Consider the following 25429-nt stretch of genomic DNA (forward strand, 5'->3'; position numbering starts at 1 on the left):
CTTTTTCATGTTCTGGCTCCTGCTTAGATGTCGTTACGGATGATAACGTCAAGATTGAAACAATCGCGACGAGACTGATGGTGGCTCAATGGCTCATCACCAGATGTACGCCATGTATCATAGAACCAAACACTCCCCGCGCCCGCTTGAGATGAGCAGTTTAAGAAGCCATCAGAACAGCCATCTAACCAGTTTTGCGTGGTTTCAAGACCGACCTGATACTGATAACCACCACAGTAGCTATCGCCATCGAACGGTGAAGATTCAACATCAGAACCCACAACCGATTTAAATGTTTTAGGTAACGAAGGACGACCAGACGTACCGAGTAACCAGTTAGCATTGTAATAAGCCATGTCTGCTTCACGTTGCATTTGTACCGCATCGCTCTGATAGCCTAAGATCCAGCCAAGTACATTTTCAAACACGTTACCGTCAATAACCGCATCAGCAAGAGGTGTTCCTTTGCTTGATGGCGCTAGCGCGATAACTTGTCTTGTTTTGCTGATGATGTTTGGATAGCGCGAATCCCACGTTGGGTTCGACATGATCCAGCGTACAACATTACCACCGTTAGAGTGAGTAATGATGTTTAGTGAAGTAATACCTTGGGCATTGATGAAGTTGGTCAACTGACCAGCTAAACAACCCGCTGCGGGATCCGTCCACATAAATTCTTCGAATTTACAGTTAACAACGGTGTAACGACTACCGTTACCTGACATAACAGAACGAACAAAATCGCCTGTCCAATAGTCATTATATGCATCCGTTTGGTTACCAGTACCATGTACGAATGCCACCCCCATGTTTGCACTACTAACGGCCGAGAAGCCTAAAAGTAGTAACGAGCCTACAATCTTGAAAATTTTCACGTTTTCACTCCAATCTTGTTGTGATAAACATGCCGCTAAACAAAAATAACGACAATATTTCACTTTTAGTTTTTAATGTACTCTACGCAGATAAGTGCCCGTCCCCAGCGTGTAATTCTCCCAATGCACCAGCGACTTAAAAAGCAACTGGTATGAGGTCCTATCTGGTAGAATATTAATTAAACATTAATTTCCAATTTTTACAAGATTTTTACATTCATATTAAACATAATTGATTACTTTTTTCTCTTAAAGGTGAGTTTTCGCTTAAACTAAAAGAGTGATTTACCAATAAAAAAATGGATTATTAAGGTTAAAATAAAAATTCAAATGCCCGTTTAAATCCTTTGCTCTGGAAGCCTAAAAATGAGCCACAAAAATACTGAAAATAGAACAAGTTGTGTTCTGCTTAATTTTGAGAATGATATTGCAATTGTTAGCTTAAATCGCCCCGACAAACACAATGCTCTGAATATGGATATGTTTTATCAACTTGATAAAATTTCTAAGCAATTGCGTAAGAATAAGAAAATTCGAGCCGTCATCGTGACAGGAGAAGGCGTCGACTTTTGCTCAGGCTTAGATATTAAATCCATCCTAAAAAAACCCTCTCGTGGTTTAAAACTACTGTGGAAATGGCTGCCTGGCCATTCCAACTTGGCTCAGCGTGTGAGCACAAATTGGCGCAAAGTACCTGTGCCCGTATTTATGTGCATCCATGGTCGTTGCTGGGGTGGCGGCCTTCAGATAGCACTTGGAGGGGATTTTAGAATTGCGACACCGGAATCAACACTTTCAGTAATGGAAGCTAAATGGGGGCTCATTCCTGATATGGGAGGCACCATTGGCATGCGTGAAGTGATGGCGTTAGATCAAGGACTAGAATTAGCAATGACAGCAAAAGTCATTGATGCTCAAGAAGCATTAGAAAACAAAATTTTGTCTTATATCAGTGATGACCCTAAAACAAAGGCAAAAAAAATAATTTCTGAAATAACTCAAAACTCGCCAGATGCAATTGCGAAAATAAAACAAGTATTCCATCAAGCATGGCATAAAAACGACGCTGCAATATTAGCAAGAGAAAGCTTTTGGCAATGGAAAATGCTATTAGGGAGAAATCAAAAAATCGCTGTTAAGCGTCACTCGGGAAAACCCGATCTTCCATATAAAGATAGATCCTAAAATCAAAATATAAAAAGTAGACAAACAGATATTTCAATGTATCTGTTTGTCCACATATACCAACCTAAACAAATTCAGAATTAATAATAAATAACACAGATGCCGCTAATTCTTTTAATACCATTAGGTCAACATCGCTAAATTCTCGAGGTACTCTGTCAATCACACACAAAGTACCCAGTCTGATATCTTGGCGCAGAATCAATGGTGCTCCTGCGTAAAAGCGAATGTAGGGTTCTCCAACCACCAGCGGATTAGTGGCGAACCGCACATCTTCTTTCGTATCGGGAACATATAACACATCATCGTGGTTGATAGCGTGTCCGCAAAAAGAAATATCTTTAGCGGTTTCAGACACAGATAATCCCTGTTTCGACTTAAACCACTGACGTCGGTCATCAACTAAGCTCACCAACGCAATTGGGAGCTTAAAATACGACTTAGCTTGTTCAGTAATATCGTCAAAACAAGATTCTGGTGGGGTATCAAGAATATTCAATTCATTAAGGGCACAGAGTCGTTCAGCTTCATTGCTGGGGACTTTAGGCTTCATCATACGCTGCATAAAATTAACTAAATAAGCTTAACTATACTAAAGGATTTACAAAATGAGTAACCTAAGAGCATTCAACTTTGTGCTAGCCTCACCTAAAAAGCAATAAAGCGATTGACAAATGTGCGGCGTCTAGGCAGAATTCGCACCCTTGAAATTATAGTGAATTGTTTTGGGAGTTATATCTTGGCTAACATCAAGTCTGCTAAGAAACGTGCGATTCAGTCAGAGAAGCGCCGTCAGCACAACGCAAGCCGTCGCTCAATGATGCGTACCTACGTTAAGAAAGTTCGTGCAGCTATCGAATCTGGTGACAAAGCGGCAGCAGAGCAAGCATATGCTGATGCAACACCAATTCTTGACCGTATGGCGACTAAAGGTTTGATCCACAAAAACAAAGCGGCACGTCAAAAAAGCCGTTTAGTTGCTCAAATCAAAGCTTTAGCCTAATCGTTATCGTTTCTAAAAAGCGCCTTAAGGCGCTTTTTTATTGCCTTTCATTTACCTTTATAGTGCCCAATTGGTAATAATCTCCACCACTTCATAACCTATTCTTCCCTAAATAATGCCTATATATTTTGTCACCAATTTTTTGCGGCATCGCGCTTCCTTTTTCTATACAATTCACGCACTTTTCACAAGTCTTAGGAAGTTTACAACAACATGGCAATGAAGTTCTCCTCTCTAACATCCATTCTCTTTACATTCGGGTTAATTGCCTCACCGTTAGGAGCTACTCTGGCAAATGAAGCCGATTTGCAACAGCTAACCAATGCATCAGAGTCTAGTGACCTCGCCTTTGACATTGTAAAATCGCTCACTATTGAAGTCGGTCCCCGTATCGCTGGTAGCGAAGGCGATAAAAAAGCGGTTGCTTGGGCAGAAGCTAAATTAAAGACTCTCGGTTTCGACAAAGTCTATAAACAACCTGTTCGTGTCCGCAATTGGTCAAGGGGCTTAGCGGAAGCCAAAATCATCTCACCATACGAACACAGCGTTGTTATTACCGCGTTAGGTGGCTCGGTAGCAACCCCAAAAGGAGGTCTCAAAGCCGAAGTGCTCATGGTCGAGTCGCTTGAAGCCTTGCAACAAACGCCCCCTGAAGATGTCTCCGGGAAAATTGTATTCATCAACAAGAAGATGCAACGAGATCGTGCGGGTAAAGGCTATGGTCCGGTTGTTGTAGGCCGTTCACAAGGCGCCATTGAAGCCGCTCGCGCGAATGCCCAAGCTATATTAATTCGTTCCGTTGGTACGGATAATTCACGTTTCGCCCATACCGGTGCAATGCGCTACAGCCCTGATGTGAAAAAAATCCCTGCGGGTGCTTTATCAAATGCCGATGCAGACACACTCGAGGCGATGTTTGACACTACCAACCCCGTCACTATGCATGTCAACATGCAAGCCAAAGAACATGGCTGGCAAACCTCTTATAATGTTATTGGCGAAATAACCGGTTCCGAAAAACCAAATGAGTTTATTCACTTAGCCGCGCATTTAGATTCATGGGACGAAGGTACCGGCGCATTAGATGATGGCGCAGGAGTCGGAATTGTTACAGCCGCTGCAACACTGGTAAAAAACACCCTTGGTCAACCAAAACGAAGCATTCGAGTTGTTCTTTATGCCAATGAAGAGTTCGGTTTAATTGGTGCCAAACAATACACCAAAGACAACGCAGACACGCTAGAGCAAATTATTGTTGCCGCAGAGTCAGACTTTGGCGCCGGTTCCATTTACCAAATTGATACTCGATTTGCAGCCCCGGCCCTACCTTTTGCTAAGAAGCTTGAAAAAGCGCTAAAACCTTTAGGTATTAAACTTGGTCCTAATACAGCAACAGGTGGACCAGACATTTATATGCTACCTGCGAAAGGCGTTCCTGTTGTATCTTTGCGCCAGGATGGAACCTATTACTTTGACTATCATCACACGCCCAACGACACCTTAGACAAAATTAATCTTGATGATATTCGCCAAAACCAAACCGCTTACGCTATTTTTGCCTATATGATGGCAAACTCTGATGTTGACCCTCGTCCAGCACCAGAACTTGAGCCAGCCCAATAAAAGGTCATAATGCGCAGATCTCACCTTATCAGCTTAATTACATTGGCGATTGTCATTCTGGCAATCGTCCTTGTTGTTCCAATGCCCCAATTACTCAAATACAAAAGTGCCAACATTGTCTCTGAAGCGATTTACTGGGACACCTTCGGGCAATCCGGTATATTATCCGACGCTCAAGCAGACTTCGTGAAATACGATAGAGACACTCAGCACCTCCATATTTGCTACGGGAAAAAAGAGCAAACCAATTGTCAGGACTACCGTGTAATTGAAAATAAAGGCGTAATTGCGGCACTCTTTCATTGGGTGAGCAAGCCCAATTAAACCTTCAAAGCTCATCTTCCCTCACAGTTAGACTCATCGCAAAACGTGTGCTGTCGCTCGCGTATGTCACCGTAGCTTCATACAAGATTCATGTGGTTGTCATGGCTGTTTTTTACGCTCTTTGCAGGCATTGCAAAGGTTTTGTAAAAGCTCAGTCAATAAACACATGGGGCAGCAGCCATGAAAACCACACAGCATTATCGCACCGTTTGGCTCTCAGACATCCACCTAGGGTATAAAGATTGTAAAGCAGAATACTTGCTAGATTTCTTGCAGCACACGCAAATCGACACCCTTTACCTTGTCGGTGATATTGTCGATATGTGGGCAATGAGCAAGCAGTTTATGTGGCCCAAATCGCACAACCAACTTTTCCATTATTTACTGAACTTGCCACAGGCTGGCACAAACGTGATCTACTTGCCTGGCAACCACGATGAACCCGCTCAGCAGTACGATGGCATGGTGTTTGGTGATATTGAAATCCATCGTCAGTACATTCATACCACCGCAGATGGTAAAAAGCTGCTGTTGCTACACGGCGATCAATTCGATGAAGAAGTCTGTTTTGGCCCAATCCATTCTTGGATTGGCGATAAGGGCTACGACTTACTGCTGTTTTTAAATCGATGGTACAACAAAGCAAGGCACTGGATGGGTTTCTCTTACTGGTCTCTCGCGGGCTACATCAAAAGCCGTATAAACGGTGCGAACAAAGCCATTGAGCGCTATCAACAAGCGTGTTTAAAACGCGCTCAAGAAATGGGGCTTGATGGTGTGGTTTGTGGTCACATTCATCACCCAGAGCAAATTGAACAGCAAGGTCGCACTTACTTTAATACAGGTGACTGGATTGAAAACTGCTCAGCGCTAGTTGAAGACCACCAAGGTCATATCCAATTGCAATTCTGGACTAACATTGCGACCACAGAAAATCCCACTAACGTGCTAAATATTAAAGATAAAAAAACAGTAAACAGCAAAGCGGCATAGTACCTTTTGGATAACGCATCGCTGTCACGGAATCGCCATATTTTTTGCATTTTTTCGTAATACGCAACCGCTACAGTTCGGCCGAAAGAGAATAAGGTGAGACCGAATGTTTACTGTTAATGATGTACTCAATAAGCATTATCCTAAACTGGCTGAGCGCCCGTGGCTTTATAAGTGCTCTGGCTTTATTTTGCGCCGATTACTGCATGAGTCAGAACTACGCGAATTTGGCGAACACTATCCTTACGTTCAAGGCGTTGATTTTGTTGAACAGGCGTTAGAATACTTCAATATCAGTTACACCGTTCGCGATAACGAGCGGCACAATATTCCCAGTGAAGGCCCGGTTGTCATCATCGCTAACCACCCGATTGGCACGGTCGATGGCTTGGCGTTAATTAAGTTGGTGAGCGAAATTCGCCCCGATGTCAAAGCCGTTGCCAACGAAATGCTAATGGCCATTGAGCCTATGCGCAGCATGCTATTGCCAGTGAACGTAATGACAGGCAACTCAAAACGCGAAGATATTCAGCGCATTCATGAACACTTAGAGTCCGGCTCGGCGCTAATTGTGTTTCCAGCAGGCGAAGTCTCCAGATTACGCCCGCAAGGCATCAGAGACACCAAATGGCATAGCGGATTTGTGCGTATGGCAAGTGCAGCCAAAGCGCCTATCGTTCCTATTTTCGTTGATGCTAAAAATTCCCCGACATTTTACGGGGCATCAATGCTTTACAAACCTTTAGCCACCCTGCTGTTGGTTAAAGAAATGTTCAAGCACAAAAACCGCAAAAGCCATCTTCCCATGCGCATCGGTAAGTTAATCCCTTATGAATCTTACGGTGACATGAAAATCTCGGCGCGCGCAAAAACCAAACTTTTCAAACGCCATTTATACAGAATTGCGAGCAATAAGCCCGGAATTTTCGAAACCCAAAACCCCATTGCAGGCCCAGAAGACAGAAAAGCGCTATGCAAAGCCATCAAAACCAGTTGCGAATTACTCGGCCATACATCCGATGGCAAAGAGATTCATCTATACCGTTACCAAGGTAGCTCGCCGCTATTAAGAGAAATTGGCCGCTTGCGGGAGATTGCGTTTCGCGCCGTAGGCGAAGGTAGCAACAAACGCCGAGATGTCGACCACCACGACACCCAATATTTGCACCTCATTCTATGGGATAAAGAAGATCTCGAAATAGTTGGCGCGTATCGTTTAGGCGATGCCAAATACCTCATTGAAAACAATGGGATGGACAGTTTATATTCTGCCAGTTTATTTAACTACGAAGCAGGTATGCAGCGCTACTTCGAGCAAGGCTTAGAGCTTGGGCGCAGCTTTGTACAGCCTAAGTATTGGGGCAAACGCAGCTTAGATTACTTGTGGTACGGCATTGGTGCGTTTTTATCTCGCTATCCACAATACCGTTATTTATTTGGCCCTGTCTCACTCAGCAACAATTTTCCTCAACCCGCTAAAGACCTGTTAGTCGAGTTTTATCAGTTATATTTTGGTTGCAGCCAAGATATTGCAAAATCTAACCATCCTTATCGCTTACCTAACGATTTACAGCAATCGTTTAGCGGCGAGAACTACAAGGAAGATTTCACCAAACTCAAGCATTTGTTGGCTAACATGGGCGTTGCCATCCCCACCTTGTACAAGCAATACACTGAGCTTTGTGAGCAAGGTGGAGTGCGCTTTTTAAGCTTTGGTGTTGACCCTGATTTCAACGACTGCATTGATGGTTTAATTTTGGTAGACCTTAGCAAACTCAAAGACAAAAAACGTCAGCGCTATATGCCTGATACATTGGCATCTGCATAACTGTATTATTGAAATCATCGGTAGAGAATTAAGCGCAAACCCTCAGCCGCAGGGAAGCTTCTGCGGAGCGTACATGGAAGTATTCACAGCGAGTTTGCGATAAGTTTCTACCGGTGACTTTAACGCATTCGCACAACGACTTAAGTGATTAAACGCCGCCCAATTCACTTCTATGACTCTGAAATTCACTCATTCGGCGTTATGCATACGAATTCAGAGCCTAAAAACTTGACCTCTAGCGGCAACAGGTTAGTTTTTAGCAATTTGTTAACATTTGGGTAACGCTTGTGAAACACATAGCGCCCCATCTATTAAGAGGTTGCTATGGATAACCATCCAGATACGCATAAGAATACGCCACGAGCATTTACGCGCGGGTTAAAAAGCAGTATAAAAATCGGCAGCATGTGTTTGTCGATATTGCTTGCAGGTTGTTTCGACAACAGCGCAAGTTTACCAGTAACGTTGCCGGAACCAGTTCAGCCCCCTTCACCAACAGAGCCGCCTGCTGAGCCACCTTCACTCACCTGTGAATCACCACAAGTTCCCAATGCAACAGGTGATGCTTGTATGATGCCAGAACCCGTGGTGTCTGCTCAGCCGGGCGAAGCCATTATTTTCTATAACCGCCCCGATGCCGAATACGATGGCTGGGTGTTGCACTTATGGAATAACGATGCTTGTCCAAACACGGTTGCTAACCCAACAACATGGCCCGATGGCCCGTCAATTGCTGGAATAGACCCAAACTACGGCGGTTATTTCATCATTCCGCTGTTAGAAGACTATTCCAACTGCATGAACTTTATTGTTCACGATGCGGCAGGTGTAAAAGACATTTCCCAGCAAGATCAACTGATGGACTTAACCGGTTCGCGCATGATTTGGACACTATCCGGCGTAGACCAACTGTTCACCGAGCCCACCATCGAAGTGCCCGTTACCCTAAGCGGCGCCGCAGCGCACTGGGTTAACCCCACCACGCTAGTGTGGAATATGGACCCAAGCATTGCCTCCGATGTGCGCTTGTATCATTCGATGCAAGGCGACCTGAATTTCACCGAGTCGGGCATTGATAGCGACAGTTTTATTGCCCTAAGTGCAGGCGAAGCAGAAAACGACCCAGCGGCAGTTGAAATTAACCAACCTAATTGGCAAGCCTTCCACCTTGAGCTTGCGCCTGAGCAAATGACAACCATGCTGCGCTCACAACTCATTGCCATTGCCTACGACGATGAAGGCGATGTGGTTGGCGCAACGCGCGTTCAAATTCCTCGCTTGTTAGATAACCTGTTTACGCAAGGTGAAAACGATGCCGACGAGCAAACCTACGGCATTCAATACGTGGGTGAAAACATTGAAGTGGCAACGTGGGCACCTACCGCGCAAAGCGTGACCTTAAATGTATACGATAGCAACAAAGCGCTGGTGCAATCTGAGCCCATGAGCTACCAAGCTAATACAGGCGCGTGGACAGCAACCCTAAGCGAAGACATGGACGAGCACTTCTATCGTTTTGCCGTGACCTTATATCATCCCGTTGCAGGCGAGGTGCGCGAGATTAACGTCACCGATCCGTACTCGGTGAGCGTATCCACCAATGGTCGTTACTCACAGTTCATTGACCTAAACGACGACAAACTCAAACCGCAAGGTTGGGATACCCATTCGATTCCTGAGATTGCCAACCTAGAAGACGCGGTGATTTACGAAGGTCATATTCGTGATTTCAGCATCTTGGACCCAAGCGTCACACCCGCACATCGTGGCAAGTATTTGGCCTTTACTGACGAAAACTCGGTTCCTATGCAGCACTTGAAAAAGCTTGTAGATGCGGGTTTGAACTACTTCCATGTGTTACCGGCAAACGATATTGCCAGCATTGACGAAGACGAAAGCTCACGCGTAAATTTAGACGACAAAGTTTCCGACTTATGCGCCGTTAACGCTGGTGCTGCCATTTGTGCTACTCACGAGGGCAGCGAAACCTTAATGGATGTTTTTGCTAGCTTCGACCCCGCCTCAGAAGATGCCCAACAACTTGCCAGCGATATGCGTAACTTCGACAGCTTCAACTGGGGATACGATCCGCATCACTTCAACACACCGGATGGCAGTTACGCCACCGATGCCGAAGGCAGCACCCGCATTAAAGAAATGCGCGCCATGATCATGGGCTTGCACAACATCGGCCTGCGCGTTGCCTTAGATGTGGTTTACAACCACACCAATGCCTCTGGCGTGAGCATTAACTCGGTACTCGACAAATTAGTACCGGGCTATTATCACCGCTACAACGCGGTAACTGGCGACATTGAGCGCTCAACCTGCTGCGAAAACACCGCCACAGAAAACCGTATGATGGAAAAATTCATGACGGACTCGTTAATGATGTGGGCGCAGCACTACAAGTATGATGCCTTCCGTTTCGACTTAATGGGTCACGTGCCGAAATCTGCCATTCTCGCGGCTCGCGATGCGGTACAAAGCATCGACGCTGACAACTACTTTTACGGCGAAGGTTGGGATTTTGGTGAAGTAGCAGGCGACCGTTTATTCGAACAAGCCACGCAAAAGAACATGGCCAATACCGAAGTCGGCACTTTCAACGACCAAATCCGCGAAGCCGTGCGCGGTGCCGCCATGTTCAGCGGCAATACCGCCACAGGCACGCTCAACGTACAGGACAAAATTCGGATGTCCTTAGCAGGAACCTTAGTGGACTACGAACTGATGAACGCCAATAACGCCTTTGTGAAAGCCAGCACACTTGGCGCCTACGCCGGCGATCCTGCCGACATCATCAACTACGTTTCCAAGCACGATAACGAAACCCTTTGGGATCAACTCAACTACACCTTACCTTCGGACATTTCTCTTGAGAACCGCGTGCGCGCACAAAATATCTCGATGGGCATTCCGCTGTTAAGCCAAGGCATTCCGTTCCTTCAACTTGGTGGCGACTTCCTGCGTTCAAAATCCATGGACAGAAACTCCTTCGATGCCGGAGATTGGTTCAACCGCGTGGATTTCTCCCTGCAAACAAGCAACTGGAATATTGGCCTGCCATCGCGTCAGGAGAACCAAGCCCGTTACGATGAGATCGTTGATATTCTTGCCGATGCGAATCGCGCACCAAGCGCAACAGACGTACAATTTGCCGCCGCTGTGTTTGAAGAATTATTACGCATTCGCTCATCCAGCAAACTGTTCCGCTTAACCACCGCACAAGACATTAAAAACCGCATTGGTTTTCATAATGTGGGCTCCAACCAAGCCAGCGGGTTAATTGTCATGAGCATTGATGATGGCGCAGGATTGGAAGACATCGACCCAACTGTTGATGCGATTGTGCTAATGATTAACGCTACCGATGCCGCCATCACACATAATGTGCCAAGTGCCACGGGCTTTAGTTTGCATCCGATTCAGCAAAACTCAGTGGATGCCAACATCCAAACCGCGCAGTTCACTGCCAATGCTGACGGTGGTGAATTTACCGTGCCAGCTTACAGCCTAGCGGTATTTGTGAAAAACCAAGGTTCGGCACAAGGCACAGGACTTTCGCCGTTTGCCACCATCGGCGAGCCAGATACCGCGCCTTATGGCGATACCACAATATACGTGCGTGGCACCATGAATGAGTGGAGCACAAACGATGCCTTGAACTACCAAGGTGAAGGTGTGTATCAAACGCGCTTGAGCTTAAATGCCGAGACGCAATACGAATTTAAAGTAGCGAGTGAAGATTGGTCTACGGTGAACTCTGGTGGCACCGATGGCAATGCCAACGTGATGCTAAATAGCGCCTTTAGCTTGGTGCATAACGGTGCCAACTTAACCTTTACACCAACCGAAACCGGCAACTATGTGTTTGTGGTCGACGCCAGCAACACCGATGCGGTCACGCTTACCATTCGCACAGAAGAACCTTACCCTAACAGCACAATTTTGCTTCGCGGCACCATGAATGGCTGGGGTGAAACTGACGCCTTTGATTACATTGGCGCAGGTAAATACGAGATTTCGATGCAACTTGCCGCTGGCGATTACGAGTTCAAAGTCGCCACAGCGGATTGGTCTACGGTGAACTTAGGTTCCGACTCCGCTCTTAGCGCAGGTTCAACGGTCAGCCTAGTGGATAACGGCGCCAACATTACGTTGAGCATTGCCACAGATGGCGATTATGTTTTCGTATTCGATGCAGCTAATCCGCAAAACGCCTTTATTTCCGTAGACCAAGCAGGCATGTTTGGCGACACCACGGTATTTGTGCGCGGCACCATGAATGGCTGGAGTACGGACAACCCAATGGTGTTTGATGGTAGCCACATCTACACGGCGATCCTAACACTTGCAGCGGGCAACTATGAGTTTAAGTTTGGCTCAGAAAACTGGGACGTAGTGGATTTAGGCGCTGGTTCAAACGGCAATCAACTTGGCTTTGGTAATGCCCTACAACTTGCTCCAAGCGGCGGCGATATCGGCTTTAGTATCGAACAAGCAGGTAACTACCAGTTTATGCTACGCGGCCCAAGCACCACCACACCAGAGGTAAGCATCACGCGCCAATAGCGTGAATTAGTATTAACACATTTTTACGCTTCCACTTTTGAGTAATGACGTTTTTGAAACAACTCAAAAGTGGAAGCTAACAGGTGTTGGACAACGCTAAACATCCATTTAACCAACCTCAATCAAGGTTACTAAACAACAACTCCCCTAATAAATCCGTGTAAATGTCTTCCAACGTCACCAAATCAGACACATTAATACGTTCATTCACTTGATGTATGGTTTGATTCGGTACTCCCACTTCCACCACTTGTGTGTTATCTGACGCAAAGAAGCGTCCGTCAGAGGTGCCGCCCGCCGTAGATAACACAGGGAATTTTCCAGTGTTTTTATGAATAGCACGTTCAACCGCACCAATTAAACATTGGCATGGTTTAGCTGGCGTGAAATAAGGTTCACACGCTCTTTCCCAAGTGATTTCATAATCATCAGTAATGCACTGAAGTTTGTCGTTAACCAAAGCTTCAAGCTCCGCTTGAGAGTAATGATGGCTATAACGAATATTAAAACGGATGGCGCACGTTGCCGGTACGATGTTATCGGTGAACTCTCCAGAGTCCACATGGGTGATTTGCAAACTGGTTCCCGGAAAATCATCGCTGCCTTCATCCCATTCAATAGCTTCAAGGATATTTATCACCCGCGCCATTTTATGGATGGCGTTGTCGGCATACTGCGGATACGCCACATGACCTTGTTTTCCAAACACATTTACTTTCGCCGAAATCGCCCCGCGCCGCCCCACTTTAATGGCATCACCGGTATATTGCTTCGCGCTAGGCTCACCAACAATGCAGTAGTCGATGTTGATATTTCTGGCATCTAAAAAGGCTTTAATGGCTTTGCTACCGTATTCGGCTTCGCCTTCTTCATCGCTAGTGACGAGCCAAACGAAACGTGCATTTAACTTATCCTGCTGGCGAAATGCCCTTTCTGTTGCTGCCAACATAGCTGCTAAGCCAGTTTTCATATCCGCTGCGCCGCGCCCAATGAGTTCATCATTAATAATTTGGGGGCGAAATGGGTCGGTTTTCCACTTTCCCAGAGGCCCTGCGGGAACCACATCGGTATGCCCTGCAAACGCGACAGTGCGTTCACCTTGCCCAATTTCCGCCACAAGGTTTTTCACGCCGTTCACTTCAAAATGATGACAAGTGAACCCGAGTGATTTCAGCTTATTCGCCAACCACTCCTGACAGCCCGCATCTAGCGGCGTAACGGACGGACGAAACATTAATTCATAGCTGTAAGGAATAGATTTTCCATACATGCCTGAGCTTTGGCTCTTTAGGCAGCTTTGCTCTGACGTTTGCTTAGCATCATAGGACTGAAAAACGGTAGATGAAGATAAAACAGAGTTAGATTTTAACGACATAACACTCAGCAAAATATTGAACTATTTTGCGATATTTGAGCAAAAGTGGATGACAGAGACATGGCAAATACACGACATATAGATGACATAAGCGTTGATGACTGCTACATTTTGCGCTATCGATTCAGCAAAGGACGACGCCTTGATTCAGCTACTTTTTATTGTTCCTCTTATTTTATGTTTTGGCTGGTTTTTGTATTTACGTCAGCATGAATATACCTTTGAACAAGGTAAGCAGGGTTTCTTATATATCTTGATTTTTTCTGGGGCAATTGCACTATTTTACACGGTGTTGATGTTTTTAACGCGAAGCTGATGCTGCTTCGTGCATACTCCAACCATGCTTTGCAGTGCGCATCTGTATGCGTATACTTGGTGGTAGAATTAATTGGAGTGATAAAATGCAAGATTTATATGACATCCATGCCCCCAAGAAAGCGACGAATCTAAGCGTAAACAGCGACTTATTGCAAAAAGCTAGAAATTTAAAAGTTAACCTGTCTGCGACCCTAGAGCAAGCACTTAGAGACAAGCTAAAAAGTGTTGAAGCAGAGAAATGGAAAAAAGAAAACAAAGCCGCCATAGCTGCCTACAACGAGTTTGTTGCAGAAAACGGTTGTATAGGTGATGAGTACAGGAACGTCTAATGGCGCAGTTCGATGTTTACAGAAACCTAAGCAAGAAAACGAATAAAGCTTACCCCTTTCTTGTTGATGTTCAAAACTCTGTAATTGACCAGTTGGCAACAAGGCTGGTTGTACCGTTAACAAATAGCAATACTAGAAACAGTCTTTACATGAAAAATTTGACGCCGGAGATAGAATTCGAAGGCGCAACATACTTATTTCTAGCCCAACAACTTAGTTCTATACCCGAAGACGTGCTCCATGATCGAATTGGTTCGCTGGAACAATCCAGAGAGCGACTGATAGATGCAATAGACTTCGCTATTACTGGAATATAACGCCGCATTAAACGGTGAAAAACAGTTGGCTATACTTAGCGAAGAATGAGCGCCAGCAAAGCTTTAGACGTCCCATCCATAATTGCCTTGTTATAAGGCTACTTTAGCCGCTCGAATATTAACCAGTAAGTGGATGAAACTGTAATAGAACAAACGGTAAATATACCAAACCAAGAAAGATACCACCTAAACTTATCACAGGAATCAAAGATATTGGACTAGCTAAATAGCTGTGTTTAATTGTCAGTCACCCATAGAGATTTATCGCAAACTCGCCGTGGATACTTCCATGTAGGCTCCACAGCCGCTTCCCTGCGGCTGAGGGTTTGCTCCTAATTCTCTACAGGTGACTAATAGTTTGGAACAGGTATTTAGAGTAGCCGCAATATTTCTCTTAAGGTGACTCGATAGCTTCATATAGTCTTATAGACACACGAGCATAGACTGATGAGAAGGTGCCACGGCGGATTGAGTAAGGTCAGCTCTGCTTATTCATTGAATAAGTAACCTACGATAAAATCATCGGGAATGATTTTGAACAGCCGCAGGCTGGCTACAAATGAAGGGCAGGAAGCCCAGAATCATACCAGCATGACAACCGACGACATTACTGCCTCATCCGGTGCGTTAGCTCATTTATTTTGAGTGAGAAAAAAGACTGATTATGGACTGAAAGAATGTCAGGGAAGCACTCGTTCAGGGTTGACAAAGGGAGGGAATCCTGTGGAGCTGATTGTTATGTGTATATCTGTACATTTTCTAATTTATTTACATTTACGACAACCTCAAACTCAATTGATTGATCGGAAAAAAGGACGTCATCTCTTGAGTATTTTGTTACCAGTACGGTTCGTTTATCTTTTCTAAACCAGTCTTGCCCTGCGTAATGAACATATGCGAAATCTTGAGCAATCTTCAATGAGGTTGTCCATGCTTGTCCGTACTTTCTATTTTTAAAGTCACAATATCCGCAACCACGATAGATGGTAATTACCTCATCGAGTGAATCAATATCATTTGGCATTAAAATTTCTGTTAGTACAATTCTAGGATACCAACCTTCATTTTCTTGCCGAGTATAAAGTTGACGAAGACCATTATATGCATATGAAACAAAGGCATGGCGCAAAGCATCTAGGACTTGATATATATTAGTGTCTTCCACATTTCCCAAATGATTCAATGCGTATGAATTAATATATTCCTCAGCTTCGTTATCAACACCGCTGTACAACTCACGTTTTTTGCCGGAGGCTTCAAAACCTTTGATTGCCTCAATGAAAGCATGGATAGACTCAATTGCTATTGATTTATATGCGGCAAAAAAAGGCTCAGATATTTTTGATTCAATAGATATGACATCTATCTTCATGTTTTCAGACATGAAATCGTAATCGGAAGATTGGAACAATAGTCAGGATCTCTTTTTACACATAACGTTGCGGTAAGCGGGACGATGTTTGACCGCCTCGTTATGTTTAATTTTTTGCGTAAACTTGTGTTACGTCGAGCTGGGCAAATTTTTGGAACGCCGACAGCTTCAACCTTGCATCTTTCATTAAATTGTCATTCAGATCTAATAGATCCTTACTGGAATTTCCTGCAATTGAATGGTCTTTATTACGTATAATAAAAACTGTAATTGCATTAAATGCTTCACTCATTACCTCACGCACTGAATCAGGAGCCAAAATTTGTATGCTATTAAATGATTTAAGATACTCTAAATAGTCCGAACCTGATGGATTGCAAGATATATAAGCGTATTTTTGAAGTAAGGTGTGAGACTTTACGGCAAATTCAACATAATGCGATTTTCGCTCTGCTTGATTGCGATACAATTGCTCTTCAGTTCTTTTACGTTCTTCGAAACTTTGATTTAACTTCAAAGTGAAATAGCTCGAAAAAGCAGCTATCAAAGCACCCAGGCCTATTTTTACTGCTGAATCTATAACTTCTAATCCAGTCAATTCCATTACCTCTATGGTTTATATAACGCTCAGCATAACCGGCCTGCCGTAGTGGTGTTATTCTTGTGCTAGGCTCTTTTAGCACAAGAATAACACCGCGGAGGTAGCTCCGGTTGATGCAATGGTTATGCGTGACTTATCTACCAAACCAGAAAGTGCAATTTATTTACCTCAGCCTTAAGGTGTTTCTGAAGCCTAACCCCATTAAAAAAACAAACAATAATGATAATGTAACTTGTATGCCTCTCATTATATTAAACATCATTTTTTCAATTTCGCTTAAACACTCGAGGTCAATAACACCAGTGCTCAATATTTTATTTGGGGAAACAAACGGTAACGAATTCGTAAATGATATATGAAATGATGTGAGCCAATCATTCACTTCTGAAAAAGACATATAGGCTAGGGAGAATATGACCCATACACCTAATAGGCATGCAAATGGTCTTACTACACTGTCGCCATAATTCGATACTTTCCGGTATATCCATATTAGTAGTTTAGTAGGTGACTTTGTGGTTTCTAATCTTGCTTTAGCCTCTAGTTCACGCCTAAAAAACTCCATTTCCATGTCGTGCATATGACGATCATTCATCTCTGCTTTTAGGTAACAATATGCATTTTTTATATTCGATATCCGCTTATACTCTCTGTCTCTAACCTCGCCGCTTAGTCCTTGCTCAATCTTTGGTGGTCTTGGCCAATCAATGCCATCTAAATTAATTATCCCCTCAATTGCTATTCCATTAATGAACGGGACTTCTTCAAAATACGACTGGTAAAAGGAAATTAGCATCAGAACCTTAGTATTTATAAAGCTAGCCTGGCCATAAAACCTCGTTTGTGCAAAAAGAGCTCTGTGTTGAAACTCGGCCCCAATGAAGTCACATCCTTTTTTAAACTCAGAACCTTCAAAGGTTATCTGTGATTTAAATATAAAACCCTGGAAGTCAGCCTTTTCATCCCATTCCGTTTCTTTAAAATCGACTTGGTCTTTGGGTTTAGGAAGCGTAGTGCCAGGCGGGCAGTGCTCGGATATATTAGAAACTATTTTGTCCTTTATACCCTTGTTAAGCTTGTCACTGCCAGATATATCCTTATCAGGAAACCCTGATAACCATTGATTCCAGATAGCGCTACCTTCGTTATATATCCAATAATGTGCCTTCGTGGTCGCTGGCTGCACCTTTATACAGACTCCCATTTTTATTAAGTTGGAAAACTTCGCTAAAACGCATAACGCCCAAAGCAGCGGTGCGAAGTCCGCTGCCTTTGCTTGTTAAGCATTTTTTGGTTTATAGGCAACGATATTCACAGTACCTTTACCTTTATATTTTTTCATTTCAAAGTCTTTACTGAGACTCTGAATTATTTCAGGTAACTTTGTTGCACCATAGCTTCTTGGATCAAAATCAGGTGTTGACCGCTTCACAAACGATCCCGCAGATGCAACATTTGACCACCCATCATCATCTTGGTACTGCTTCCAAGCCTTCTTAAGCAATGGCACTAACTCCGATGCATTCATTTTTTCTGAAGTGGTAGCTTGGTCAACTAAAGATTCCGGCACTGAAGATGGTGATGGGAGAAGCTCAGCACCAAGGTTTTCGGTGTAAATAAAGTCGTCACACGCATTCCTAAATGAAATTGGTGTCTTCTTTTCTCCCACACCGAAAACAAATATTTCTGACTCTCTAAGTCGAGAAGCCAATTTCGTAAAGTCACTATCACTAGAAACTAGGGCAAAAGCATCAAATTTATTGGAATAGAGTAAGTCCATTGCGTCAATAATCATTGATGCATCTGTTGAGTTCTTCCCTGTTGTGTAGGCGAACTGCTGAATCGGCTGAATTGCCAATTCATTTAAAGACTGCTTCCAATTCTTAAGATATTCGCTAGACCAGTCCCCATAAGCTCTTTTGATTACAATATGGCCATGAGCTGATATCTCATCCAATATAGCCTTAACTTTCGAATATTGGGCATTGTCTGCATCTATTAGTACAGCTATTTTTTTGTGATCATCCAAATCTTTCATTCAAACTCCAATCTTGATGCTGGGAATGCTTAACGTTTACAGTACGGGCGAGTGCAACGAGTCCAGCCCGCAGGGCAATCGTACCTGTGTTTGTTAAGGCTTTTCATCGTACTCTGCCCATCGCCACTCGTTGATGGCATCCAATTTATTTGTGGTGGCAAGATCTTCTATTACTTTGGCTGGTCCCTCAACACTACCTTCAGTCCAATTATCCCACTCGAAGATAAGCTTACAATCGGCGCATTGAAGTTTAACTTTTCCATAATCTATCCAAGCATCAAAGCCATCGTATACGTAGATTTTCTTCCAGCCAGAAGAAATTAACGACTCAATAATCTCATTAAACTGATCAGTTGGAATATCCTTGATAGTCGCGTGACCGAGTATTTTAAATCTCAGCTTCGAGCAAGCTCTTAGGACTTTGGCGATCATTTTCATTTGAGCCTTAACGCCCCAATCAGAGGCAACAAAATAGCTGGCTAAAATTAGCGACGAAGGAGCAAAAGCCAGCTGTTTTTTGTCCTTTGAATTGGCTTGTTAGGCTTTTATTTTGTCAATTTCATATTCATTGTTGTAGACGAATAAGGATGAAATTCAGGTAATGAGCTTACTATTTGTCCATCATCAAAGTGATGGTGGGCGATAGAAGGAAAAAGCTCTTCTGGCACTGGGAATTTAGCATTTGGATTATGAAACATTGATAAGCCTTCTGCCCATGTTTCTTGTGATTCCGTAGTTACCTGATACATAAATGTCTTTGGCAATGAAGCGTCTGGGTTATGGTCATGATACGTGCCGAAACGATACATGATAATGTTATCGCCACCAAAACCCGCCTGCTTACCGATACGGTTGAATTTCGATATTGTGCCACTTGCAGAAAATATAATTGCGCTCACATTTTCAGTATCTGGCTGAAAGAAATAGCCAGAAGGTATCTCTTTACCATTCAGCTCATGTTTATCAATTTTTAATGCTGAAATGACTAACTTCCCATCTTTATCATAATCAAATTCATGTTTAACGCCATAAAGGTAGTTAATCAATGCATTTGAACTCCACTGCATTGATTGATCATCATGAAAATCAGCTATAGCAAAAACCAGCGGGCTTCCTTTAACCTGTTCAAGATTCCAATATTCTTTTTTTAGTTTGGAATATAAAGGGCTGCCAAATTTTATTGGCATTTCATTTTCATGTTTCTCTTTGATTTCAGATGGATCTAAATATTTAGGTTCGACTTTAAAAGCTGAAACAGGATTGTCTGATTTTCTACCAACTATAACAGCTTCAATTGCTACTTTTTGTCCATATTTTTCAACAATAAAATCTGGCGCATTGTATTCTCTATTAAAGAATAATTGCTCCTCATTAAGGTAAGTGTTTAAGTAAAGCTCCCACAGTCTCGCATCAAAACCTGTACTTTGAAATTGTTCAACAAAGTTACCATCAACATCAACAAAGTGTGACATCAACTCATTAATAACGGTTTTAGCGGGTACAAATGCTTCTTCTTGCGATAATTTTGAGAAATATAAATGTTGTTTGTGCACAGGTACAACAGGAGTGAATAGATCTACATTTTTTCCATTGCCTCCTTGAGGAAACTCTTTTTTACCTTGACCGACGTGCCATTTTATTCCACCTTTCACCCAGTTGGTTGCGTCCTCTTGAGTTTCAATTGACGCTTCAACATCAAAAGCCCTAAATCTATCCCCTTCATCTCTTCCGAATAAAACTCCAACAAAATCGTTATCGATTGTATCTCTTAGAACAAGCCCTAAAACAATTTCATTTTCATCAGTATAATATGCTAGCTCTTCACTCATATATGCAGCAGCTGGACTTCTTGATTGCGCAGCAAGTGCATTAAACCGCTTGGGGTCTAAATCTAAAATTTTTATTTCATCCATAATTACACCAAACCTATAAGAAAGCCTAACAGGGTATTACTGCGAATTCTCGGTAATAACACGTATTGGTAACGCCCCAATCTCACCACTTCGCAAACATTCCCTAATTTTAACAGCACGATAGCCGAATTTTCTACTCTTAATTGAGTTGATTATTTTGGTGAAAGCGAGAATTGTAATTTACAGAGGTCTCTGTAAATCCAGCAAGTGTTATATTTGTACCTTTACTATCAAACATATAGAAAAATTACGCTGTTAAAAACGAGCCTTTGAGTGCGTGAAAGCGAGAATTTCCACTCTAAGTTCTATACCGTGAATCGACATCAAGCTATAAGAAACAACGGCTCGACAACATCAAAGCACTGAACACAAACACAGCTCTCAAGCTCCGTCGTTCTCCCCACGCCGCACCTGCGGACTTGATCTAGCGTTTTTTTATTCATGTGCAGAGTTGCTAAGAACCGCCGTAGAACTAGCTTAGAGCGCGTAATTAACATTATTGGGAATCTGCATATTTCACATTTTTATCGCCACAGAAAGCATTTTTGAATCTGGCTGAAATCATCACTGCAACTCAATGAATAGGGTAATGCTTCGGAAAAGGTTAATTTGGTGTGTTCAGAGCGTCTTTTAAGGTTATTGATGGGCTCTATTACCGATATTCGTTAGAGGTTTTAACTATTTGTAAAATATGAAATTTTCATGCTAAAAATAACGAATGGTATGCGAAAAAGAGAGGAGAAAAATAATCTATTAAAAACAATAATAAAATTAAGTGAGAGCGGGAGCTAACCTCCCACTCTGAAAGTGCGCTTTATTTGGAGTTGTGGCCTTAAACGCCTTCTGCTTTAACCGACTAGCGCCAGTAGTACGCCAGCGGCAACAGCAGAGCCTAGCACGCCAGCAACATTTGGCCCCATCGCGTGCATTAATAAGAAGTTATGTGGGTTGGACTCAAGCCCCACTTTGTTAACCACACGCGCTGCCATAGGTACAGCGGAAACGCCCGCAGCACCAATAAGTGGATTAATACCGCCCCACACTTTATTCATCAGCTTCGCCATCAATACGCCAGCCGCCGTGCCAATACCAAACGCTAATGCGCCAAGGGTAAGAATGCCAAGAGTTTCAACTGTTAAGAACTTATCCGCAGACAGTTTAGAACCAACCGCGAGCCCTAAGAAGATCGTCACAATATTGATTAGCTCGTTTTGTGCGGTATTACTTAACCTGTCTACTACGCCGCTTTCACGCATCAAGTTACCCAAGCAGAACATGCCAACCAATGGTGTTGCCGTTGGTAGAAATAGAATGGTTAATCCAAGTGTGGCGATTGGAAACACAATTTTTTCGCGCTGACTCACATGGCGTAACTGCTTCATTTCAATTTTGCGTTCCGCTTCCGAGGTCAGCAGCTTCATAATCGGCGGTTGAATAATTGGCACCAACGCCATGTATGAATAAGCTGCGACCGCAATGGCACCCAATAAATCCGGCGCTAAACGCGAAGCCAGAAAGATAGCGGTTGGTCCATCTGCGCCACCAATAATGGCAATGGCAGAGGCATCTTTTAAGCTAAACTCAAATCCGGGAATAAAGTTAAGCGCAATTGCACCAAATAAGGTGGCAAATATACCAAACTGAGCGGCAGCACCAAGCAACAGCATCCGAGGATTAGCAATGAGCGCACCAAAATCGGTTAGCGCGCCCACCCCCATGAAAATTAGCAGCGGGAAAACACCGGTATCAATACCCACTTTATAAACGTAGTAAAGCAACCCTCCCGCTTCGGAAAAGCCCGCCAATGGAATGTTCGTCAATACCGCTCCAAACCCGATAGGCAAAAGCAATAACGGCTCAAACTTTCTAACAATAGCAAGGTATAACAGTAGTAACCCGACAACAATCATCACCAGTTGAGCAGGCTGAAAGTTTGCCAGTGCTGTGGTCTCCCACAGAATCTTTAACTTTTCCATGATTTATCCTACCGATAACAATGCCTGACCTGCTTGCACGCTGTCGCCTTGTTTCACCATTACAGCCGCCACAGTGCCTGAGAAAGGAATGCGTACCTCGGTTTCCATTTTCATGGCTTCCATGATGATCACAACATCACCTTCATTCACTTGTGTACCAACTTGAACATTAACCTTAAAGATATTGCCTGCTAGCGGCGCATTTAACGGTTGACCTGCACTCGCTGCTGGTACGCTTGGCGTGGTCGCAGGAGTTGTTGGCGAAGCCTCCTGATTAACAGGCGTGATATTTTCCAAGGCACCGCTTTCAGCGACTTCCACCTGATACACCTTGCCATCTACACGAACCGAATAGCTTCCCACATCACTGCTAGCGACTTGTGTTTGAGAGGCTCCGATGACTTCTTCGGCAGATTGCGCATCCGTGCTCGGCGCCGGTTCAAAGGCGTCTGGATTATCTCGGTTTTGCAGGAATTTCAAGCCTATTTGCGGGAACAATGCATAGGTGAGTACATCATCAACCACTTCATCAGCTAAACGGATATTGCTCGCCTTAGCTTCTTCATGCAGCTCAGCGGTGAGCTTATCAAGCTCAGCTTGTAGCTTGTCTGCGGGACGGCAGGTAATCGCTTCTTGATTTTCTTCCAGTACACGAGCTTGCAACTCAGCATTCACTGGCGCAGCCGTTGCACCGTATTCGCCTTTTAGCACGCCAGCGGTTTCTTTGGTGATGCTCTTGTATCGTTCGCCAGTAAGTACGTTTAGTACCGCCTGTGTTCCCACAATTTGAGAGGTGGGTGTCACCAAAGGAATAAAGCCAAGGTCTTCACGAACGCGAGGGATTTCTTGTAGCACTTCATCTAGCCGATTTTCGGCCCCTTGCTCTCGCAACTGGTTTTCCATGTTGGTGAGCATTCCGCCCGGCACTTGGGCAATTAAGATGCGCGAATCAACACCTTTTAAACTACCCTCAAATTTAGCGTACTTTTTACGCACATCACGGAAGTAAGCTGCTATTTCTTCTAATAAGGTGAGATCTAATCCCGTATCTCGCTCTGTGCCTTCCACAATCGACACCATCGTTTCCGTAGCGCTATGACCATAAGTCATACTCATCGAAGAAATCGCGGTATCGAGCATATCAATACCGGCATCAATTGCTTTTTGGTAAGTGGCTGTACTTAGGCCAGTGGTCGCATGACATTGCATGGCAATAGGCACGCTCACGGTTGCTTTAAGTTTCGTGATCAGTTCTTCACATTCATACGGCTTAAGCAGCCCAGCCATATCTTTAATACAAATAGAATGAACCCCCATATCTTCCAATTGCTTGGCAAAATCAAGCCAAGTTTCCATGGTATGAACGGGGCTAACAGTATAAGAAATGGTGCCTTGTGCATGGGCACCAACATGAATAGCAGATTTAATCGCCGTTTCGAGGTTGCGCACATCATTCATGGCATCGAAAATACGGAATACATCCACTCCATTAGTGTGTGCCCGCTCCACAAATTTTTCGACGACATCATCGGCGTAATGACGATAACCAAGCAGATTCTGACCACGTAACAACATCTGCTGTTTGGTATTGGGCATAGCTTTTTTCAAAGCCCGAATACGCTCCCACGGATCTTCCCCTAAATAGCGAATACAGGAATCGAATGTGGCTCCTCCCCACGACTCCATCGACCAATACCCGACTTGATCAAGTTTCGCTGCAATGGGCAGCATGTCTTCTAAACGTAAACGCGTTGCAAGCAACGATTGGTGAGCATCACGCAACACCAGTTCAGTAATAGCCAATGGATTAGCCATAGCGTGCTCCTTCGAAAAAACTAAAAGCAAATATTGTTATTTTGATTGTCTGTGCTGATGCACCGCAGCGGTGATGGCTGCGACAACGTTAGGAGCAATTCCCTCAACAGCATTATCTGCGTTTTGTTGGTTTGCCGATAAATTCGGGGTTGTTTGAACTTTCGGCTCTTCATAACAAAGCATTTTAATAAGTTTGATAGCACCGATTAACAATGTAAGAAATAAAAACACCACGGCCATACCAATACACAAAAGCCAAAGTGATTCATTTAAAAGCGTGAAAACAGAGTCTTGCATAAGTGCTCATTCAAACGATTAATTTAAGAGATTCAGATAAGTACCACGGCGAGTTTTAAAACACAACGGGCGAGAGGGACAGGCATTAAAACGAAAGCTTCTTTTGAATACGGCAATGTTATAACTCTTTTTAAAAACTGGAATAACAAGCTCATTTGTAGAAAAAATAGTGAATATTACATGCATTTATTTGCACTACTGAAAACCGTAACTTTCTTGTATAAGAAAACGCAAAGTCGTAAATTTGAAAGTCATAACATAAGTATATTAAACCGTTAACGCGTTTCACTTCGTTACCTTTTTTACACATCTCACTAGACTTATCGGAATCACGACTTAACGTATAGGCATTACATACCTTTACCCGCCTTTAACCATTAGAAAGGGCTTTACCAATGATATAGCTCTCCTGTTTTTTATAAAATTTAGAAATATAAAAACATAAAAATCACAATTTAAAGAATATGAAATAATTTAACCGCCTCTCGCTCCATACTTGAAAGCCCTTTAAATATTGAGCTAAAACTCTCCTTCTGCATTCCATCGCAAATATTGGCAACTCGTCGACGGTAAAAAATGAAATCACATACCTAAAGACGGGTAGACATACTTAGGATTTAATGAGAACGTAACTCTTAAGTAATAAAAGAGGAATATAATTTACCTAAAAGC

General features: G+C 43.5%; 21 protein-coding genes. 9 read left to right on the forward strand and 12 right to left on the reverse strand.

From position 1 onward, the window contains the following. Window positions 1-23 precede the first annotated feature (23 nt). Entirely contained in the window at window positions 24-809 is a 786-nt protein-coding gene (locus HJG39_RS16545) for a hypothetical protein (protein ID WP_268410982.1), read from the reverse strand. Between the two features lie 432 nt (window positions 810-1241). On the opposite strand from HJG39_RS16545, the gene HJG39_RS16550 reads away from it, so the two are divergent. Further along, window positions 1242-2060, forward strand: a complete 819-nt coding sequence (locus HJG39_RS16550; protein ID WP_268410875.1) for a crotonase/enoyl-CoA hydratase family protein — start codon at window positions 1242-1244, stop codon at window positions 2058-2060. Between the two features lie 64 nt (window positions 2061-2124). Here HJG39_RS16550 and HJG39_RS16555 read toward each other — a convergent pair whose 3' ends face one another. Continuing rightward, complete coding sequence (locus HJG39_RS16555; RefSeq protein WP_268410877.1) at window positions 2125-2616, reverse strand: GAF domain-containing protein; 492 nt, start codon at window positions 2614-2616, stop codon at window positions 2125-2127. A gap of 183 nt (window positions 2617-2799) precedes the next feature. On the opposite strand from HJG39_RS16555, the gene rpsT reads away from it, so the two are divergent. The 6 genes from rpsT to HJG39_RS16585 all read left to right on the forward strand — a co-directional run bounded on the left by rpsT (window position 2800) and on the right by HJG39_RS16585 (window position 12406). After that, on the forward strand, window positions 2800-3063 hold the full coding sequence (rpsT, locus tag HJG39_RS16560) for a 30S ribosomal protein S20 (RefSeq protein WP_268410880.1): 264 nt from the start codon (window positions 2800-2802) through the stop codon (window positions 3061-3063). A 213-nt stretch (window positions 3064-3276) separates the two neighbouring features. Continuing rightward, the gene (locus HJG39_RS16565; RefSeq protein WP_268410883.1) at window positions 3277-4686 is read left to right on the forward strand and encodes a M20/M25/M40 family metallo-hydrolase; all 1410 of its coding nucleotides are present in this window, start codon (window positions 3277-3279) and stop codon (window positions 4684-4686) included. 9 nt (window positions 4687-4695) lie between these two features. Next, window positions 4696-5010 carry a hypothetical protein gene (locus HJG39_RS16570; RefSeq protein WP_268410886.1) on the forward strand — a complete coding sequence of 105 codons (315 nt, stop codon included), beginning with the start codon at window positions 4696-4698 and terminating at the stop codon, window positions 5008-5010. A gap of 180 nt (window positions 5011-5190) precedes the next feature. After that, complete coding sequence (locus HJG39_RS16575) at window positions 5191-6003, forward strand: UDP-2,3-diacylglucosamine diphosphatase (protein ID WP_268410889.1); 813 nt, start codon at window positions 5191-5193, stop codon at window positions 6001-6003. A gap of 106 nt (window positions 6004-6109) precedes the next feature. Next, window positions 6110-7831, forward strand: a complete 1722-nt coding sequence (locus HJG39_RS16580; RefSeq protein WP_268410892.1) for a lysophospholipid acyltransferase family protein — start codon at window positions 6110-6112, stop codon at window positions 7829-7831. A gap of 324 nt (window positions 7832-8155) precedes the next feature. Further along, on the forward strand, window positions 8156-12406 hold the full coding sequence (locus HJG39_RS16585) for an alpha-1,6-glucosidase domain-containing protein (protein WP_268410895.1): 4251 nt from the start codon (window positions 8156-8158) through the stop codon (window positions 12404-12406). A 118-nt stretch (window positions 12407-12524) separates the two neighbouring features. Here HJG39_RS16585 and dapE read toward each other — a convergent pair whose 3' ends face one another. After that, on the reverse strand, window positions 12525-13781 hold the full coding sequence (gene dapE / locus HJG39_RS16590; protein ID WP_268410898.1) for a succinyl-diaminopimelate desuccinylase: 1257 nt from the start codon (window positions 13779-13781) through the stop codon (window positions 12525-12527). Between the two features lie 401 nt (window positions 13782-14182). Between dapE and HJG39_RS16595 the strand changes: the two genes are divergently transcribed. Both HJG39_RS16595 and HJG39_RS16600 read left to right on the forward strand, forming a co-directional pair. Continuing rightward, window positions 14183-14428 (forward strand): type II toxin-antitoxin system CcdA family antitoxin, encoded by a 246-nt coding sequence (locus HJG39_RS16595; protein WP_268410901.1) that lies wholly within the window; start codon window positions 14183-14185, stop codon window positions 14426-14428. Then, window positions 14428-14745 (forward strand): CcdB family protein, encoded by a 318-nt coding sequence (locus HJG39_RS16600; RefSeq protein WP_268410904.1) that lies wholly within the window; start codon window positions 14428-14430, stop codon window positions 14743-14745. The genes HJG39_RS16595 and HJG39_RS16600 overlap by 1 nt, the downstream gene beginning before the upstream one ends. Window positions 14746-15481: 736 nt before the next feature. Here HJG39_RS16600 and HJG39_RS16605 read toward each other — a convergent pair. From HJG39_RS16605 to HJG39_RS16645, 9 genes are all read right to left on the reverse strand, one after another. Then, on the reverse strand, window positions 15482-16129 hold the full coding sequence (locus HJG39_RS16605) for a hypothetical protein (protein ID WP_268410908.1): 648 nt from the start codon (window positions 16127-16129) through the stop codon (window positions 15482-15484). Between the two features lie 94 nt (window positions 16130-16223). Next, complete coding sequence (locus HJG39_RS16610; protein WP_268410911.1) at window positions 16224-16715, reverse strand: hypothetical protein; 492 nt, start codon at window positions 16713-16715, stop codon at window positions 16224-16226. Window positions 16716-16881: 166 nt separating this feature from the next. Further along, the gene (locus tag HJG39_RS16615) at window positions 16882-17904 is read right to left on the reverse strand and encodes a pentapeptide repeat-containing protein (RefSeq protein ID WP_268410914.1); all 1023 of its coding nucleotides are present in this window, start codon (window positions 17902-17904) and stop codon (window positions 16882-16884) included. 93 nt (window positions 17905-17997) lie between these two features. After that, window positions 17998-18756, reverse strand: coding sequence for an NYN domain-containing protein (locus HJG39_RS16620; RefSeq protein ID WP_268410917.1), 759 nt, complete (start codon window positions 18754-18756; stop codon window positions 17998-18000). A gap of 93 nt (window positions 18757-18849) precedes the next feature. Next, entirely contained in the window at window positions 18850-19194 is a 345-nt protein-coding gene (locus HJG39_RS16625) for a hypothetical protein (RefSeq protein WP_268410920.1), read from the reverse strand. A gap of 107 nt (window positions 19195-19301) precedes the next feature. Then, complete coding sequence (locus tag HJG39_RS16630) at window positions 19302-20669, reverse strand: hypothetical protein (protein ID WP_268410923.1); 1368 nt, start codon at window positions 20667-20669, stop codon at window positions 19302-19304. An 848-nt stretch (window positions 20670-21517) separates the two neighbouring features. Beyond that, window positions 21518-22645, reverse strand: coding sequence for a sodium ion-translocating decarboxylase subunit beta (locus tag HJG39_RS16635; RefSeq protein ID WP_268410926.1), 1128 nt, complete (start codon window positions 22643-22645; stop codon window positions 21518-21520). A gap of 3 nt (window positions 22646-22648) precedes the next feature. Further along, window positions 22649-24460 (reverse strand): sodium-extruding oxaloacetate decarboxylase subunit alpha, encoded by a 1812-nt coding sequence (gene oadA, locus HJG39_RS16640; RefSeq protein WP_268410929.1) that lies wholly within the window; start codon window positions 24458-24460, stop codon window positions 22649-22651. Between the two features lie 36 nt (window positions 24461-24496). After that, window positions 24497-24757, reverse strand: a complete 261-nt coding sequence (locus tag HJG39_RS16645; protein WP_268410932.1) for an OadG family protein — start codon at window positions 24755-24757, stop codon at window positions 24497-24499. Window positions 24758-25429 lie beyond the last annotated feature (672 nt).

Source organism: Alteromonas sp. a30 (genome assembly GCF_026788005.1).
In the GTDB taxonomy this organism is placed as follows: Bacteria; Pseudomonadota; Gammaproteobacteria; order Enterobacterales; family Alteromonadaceae; genus Paraneptunicella.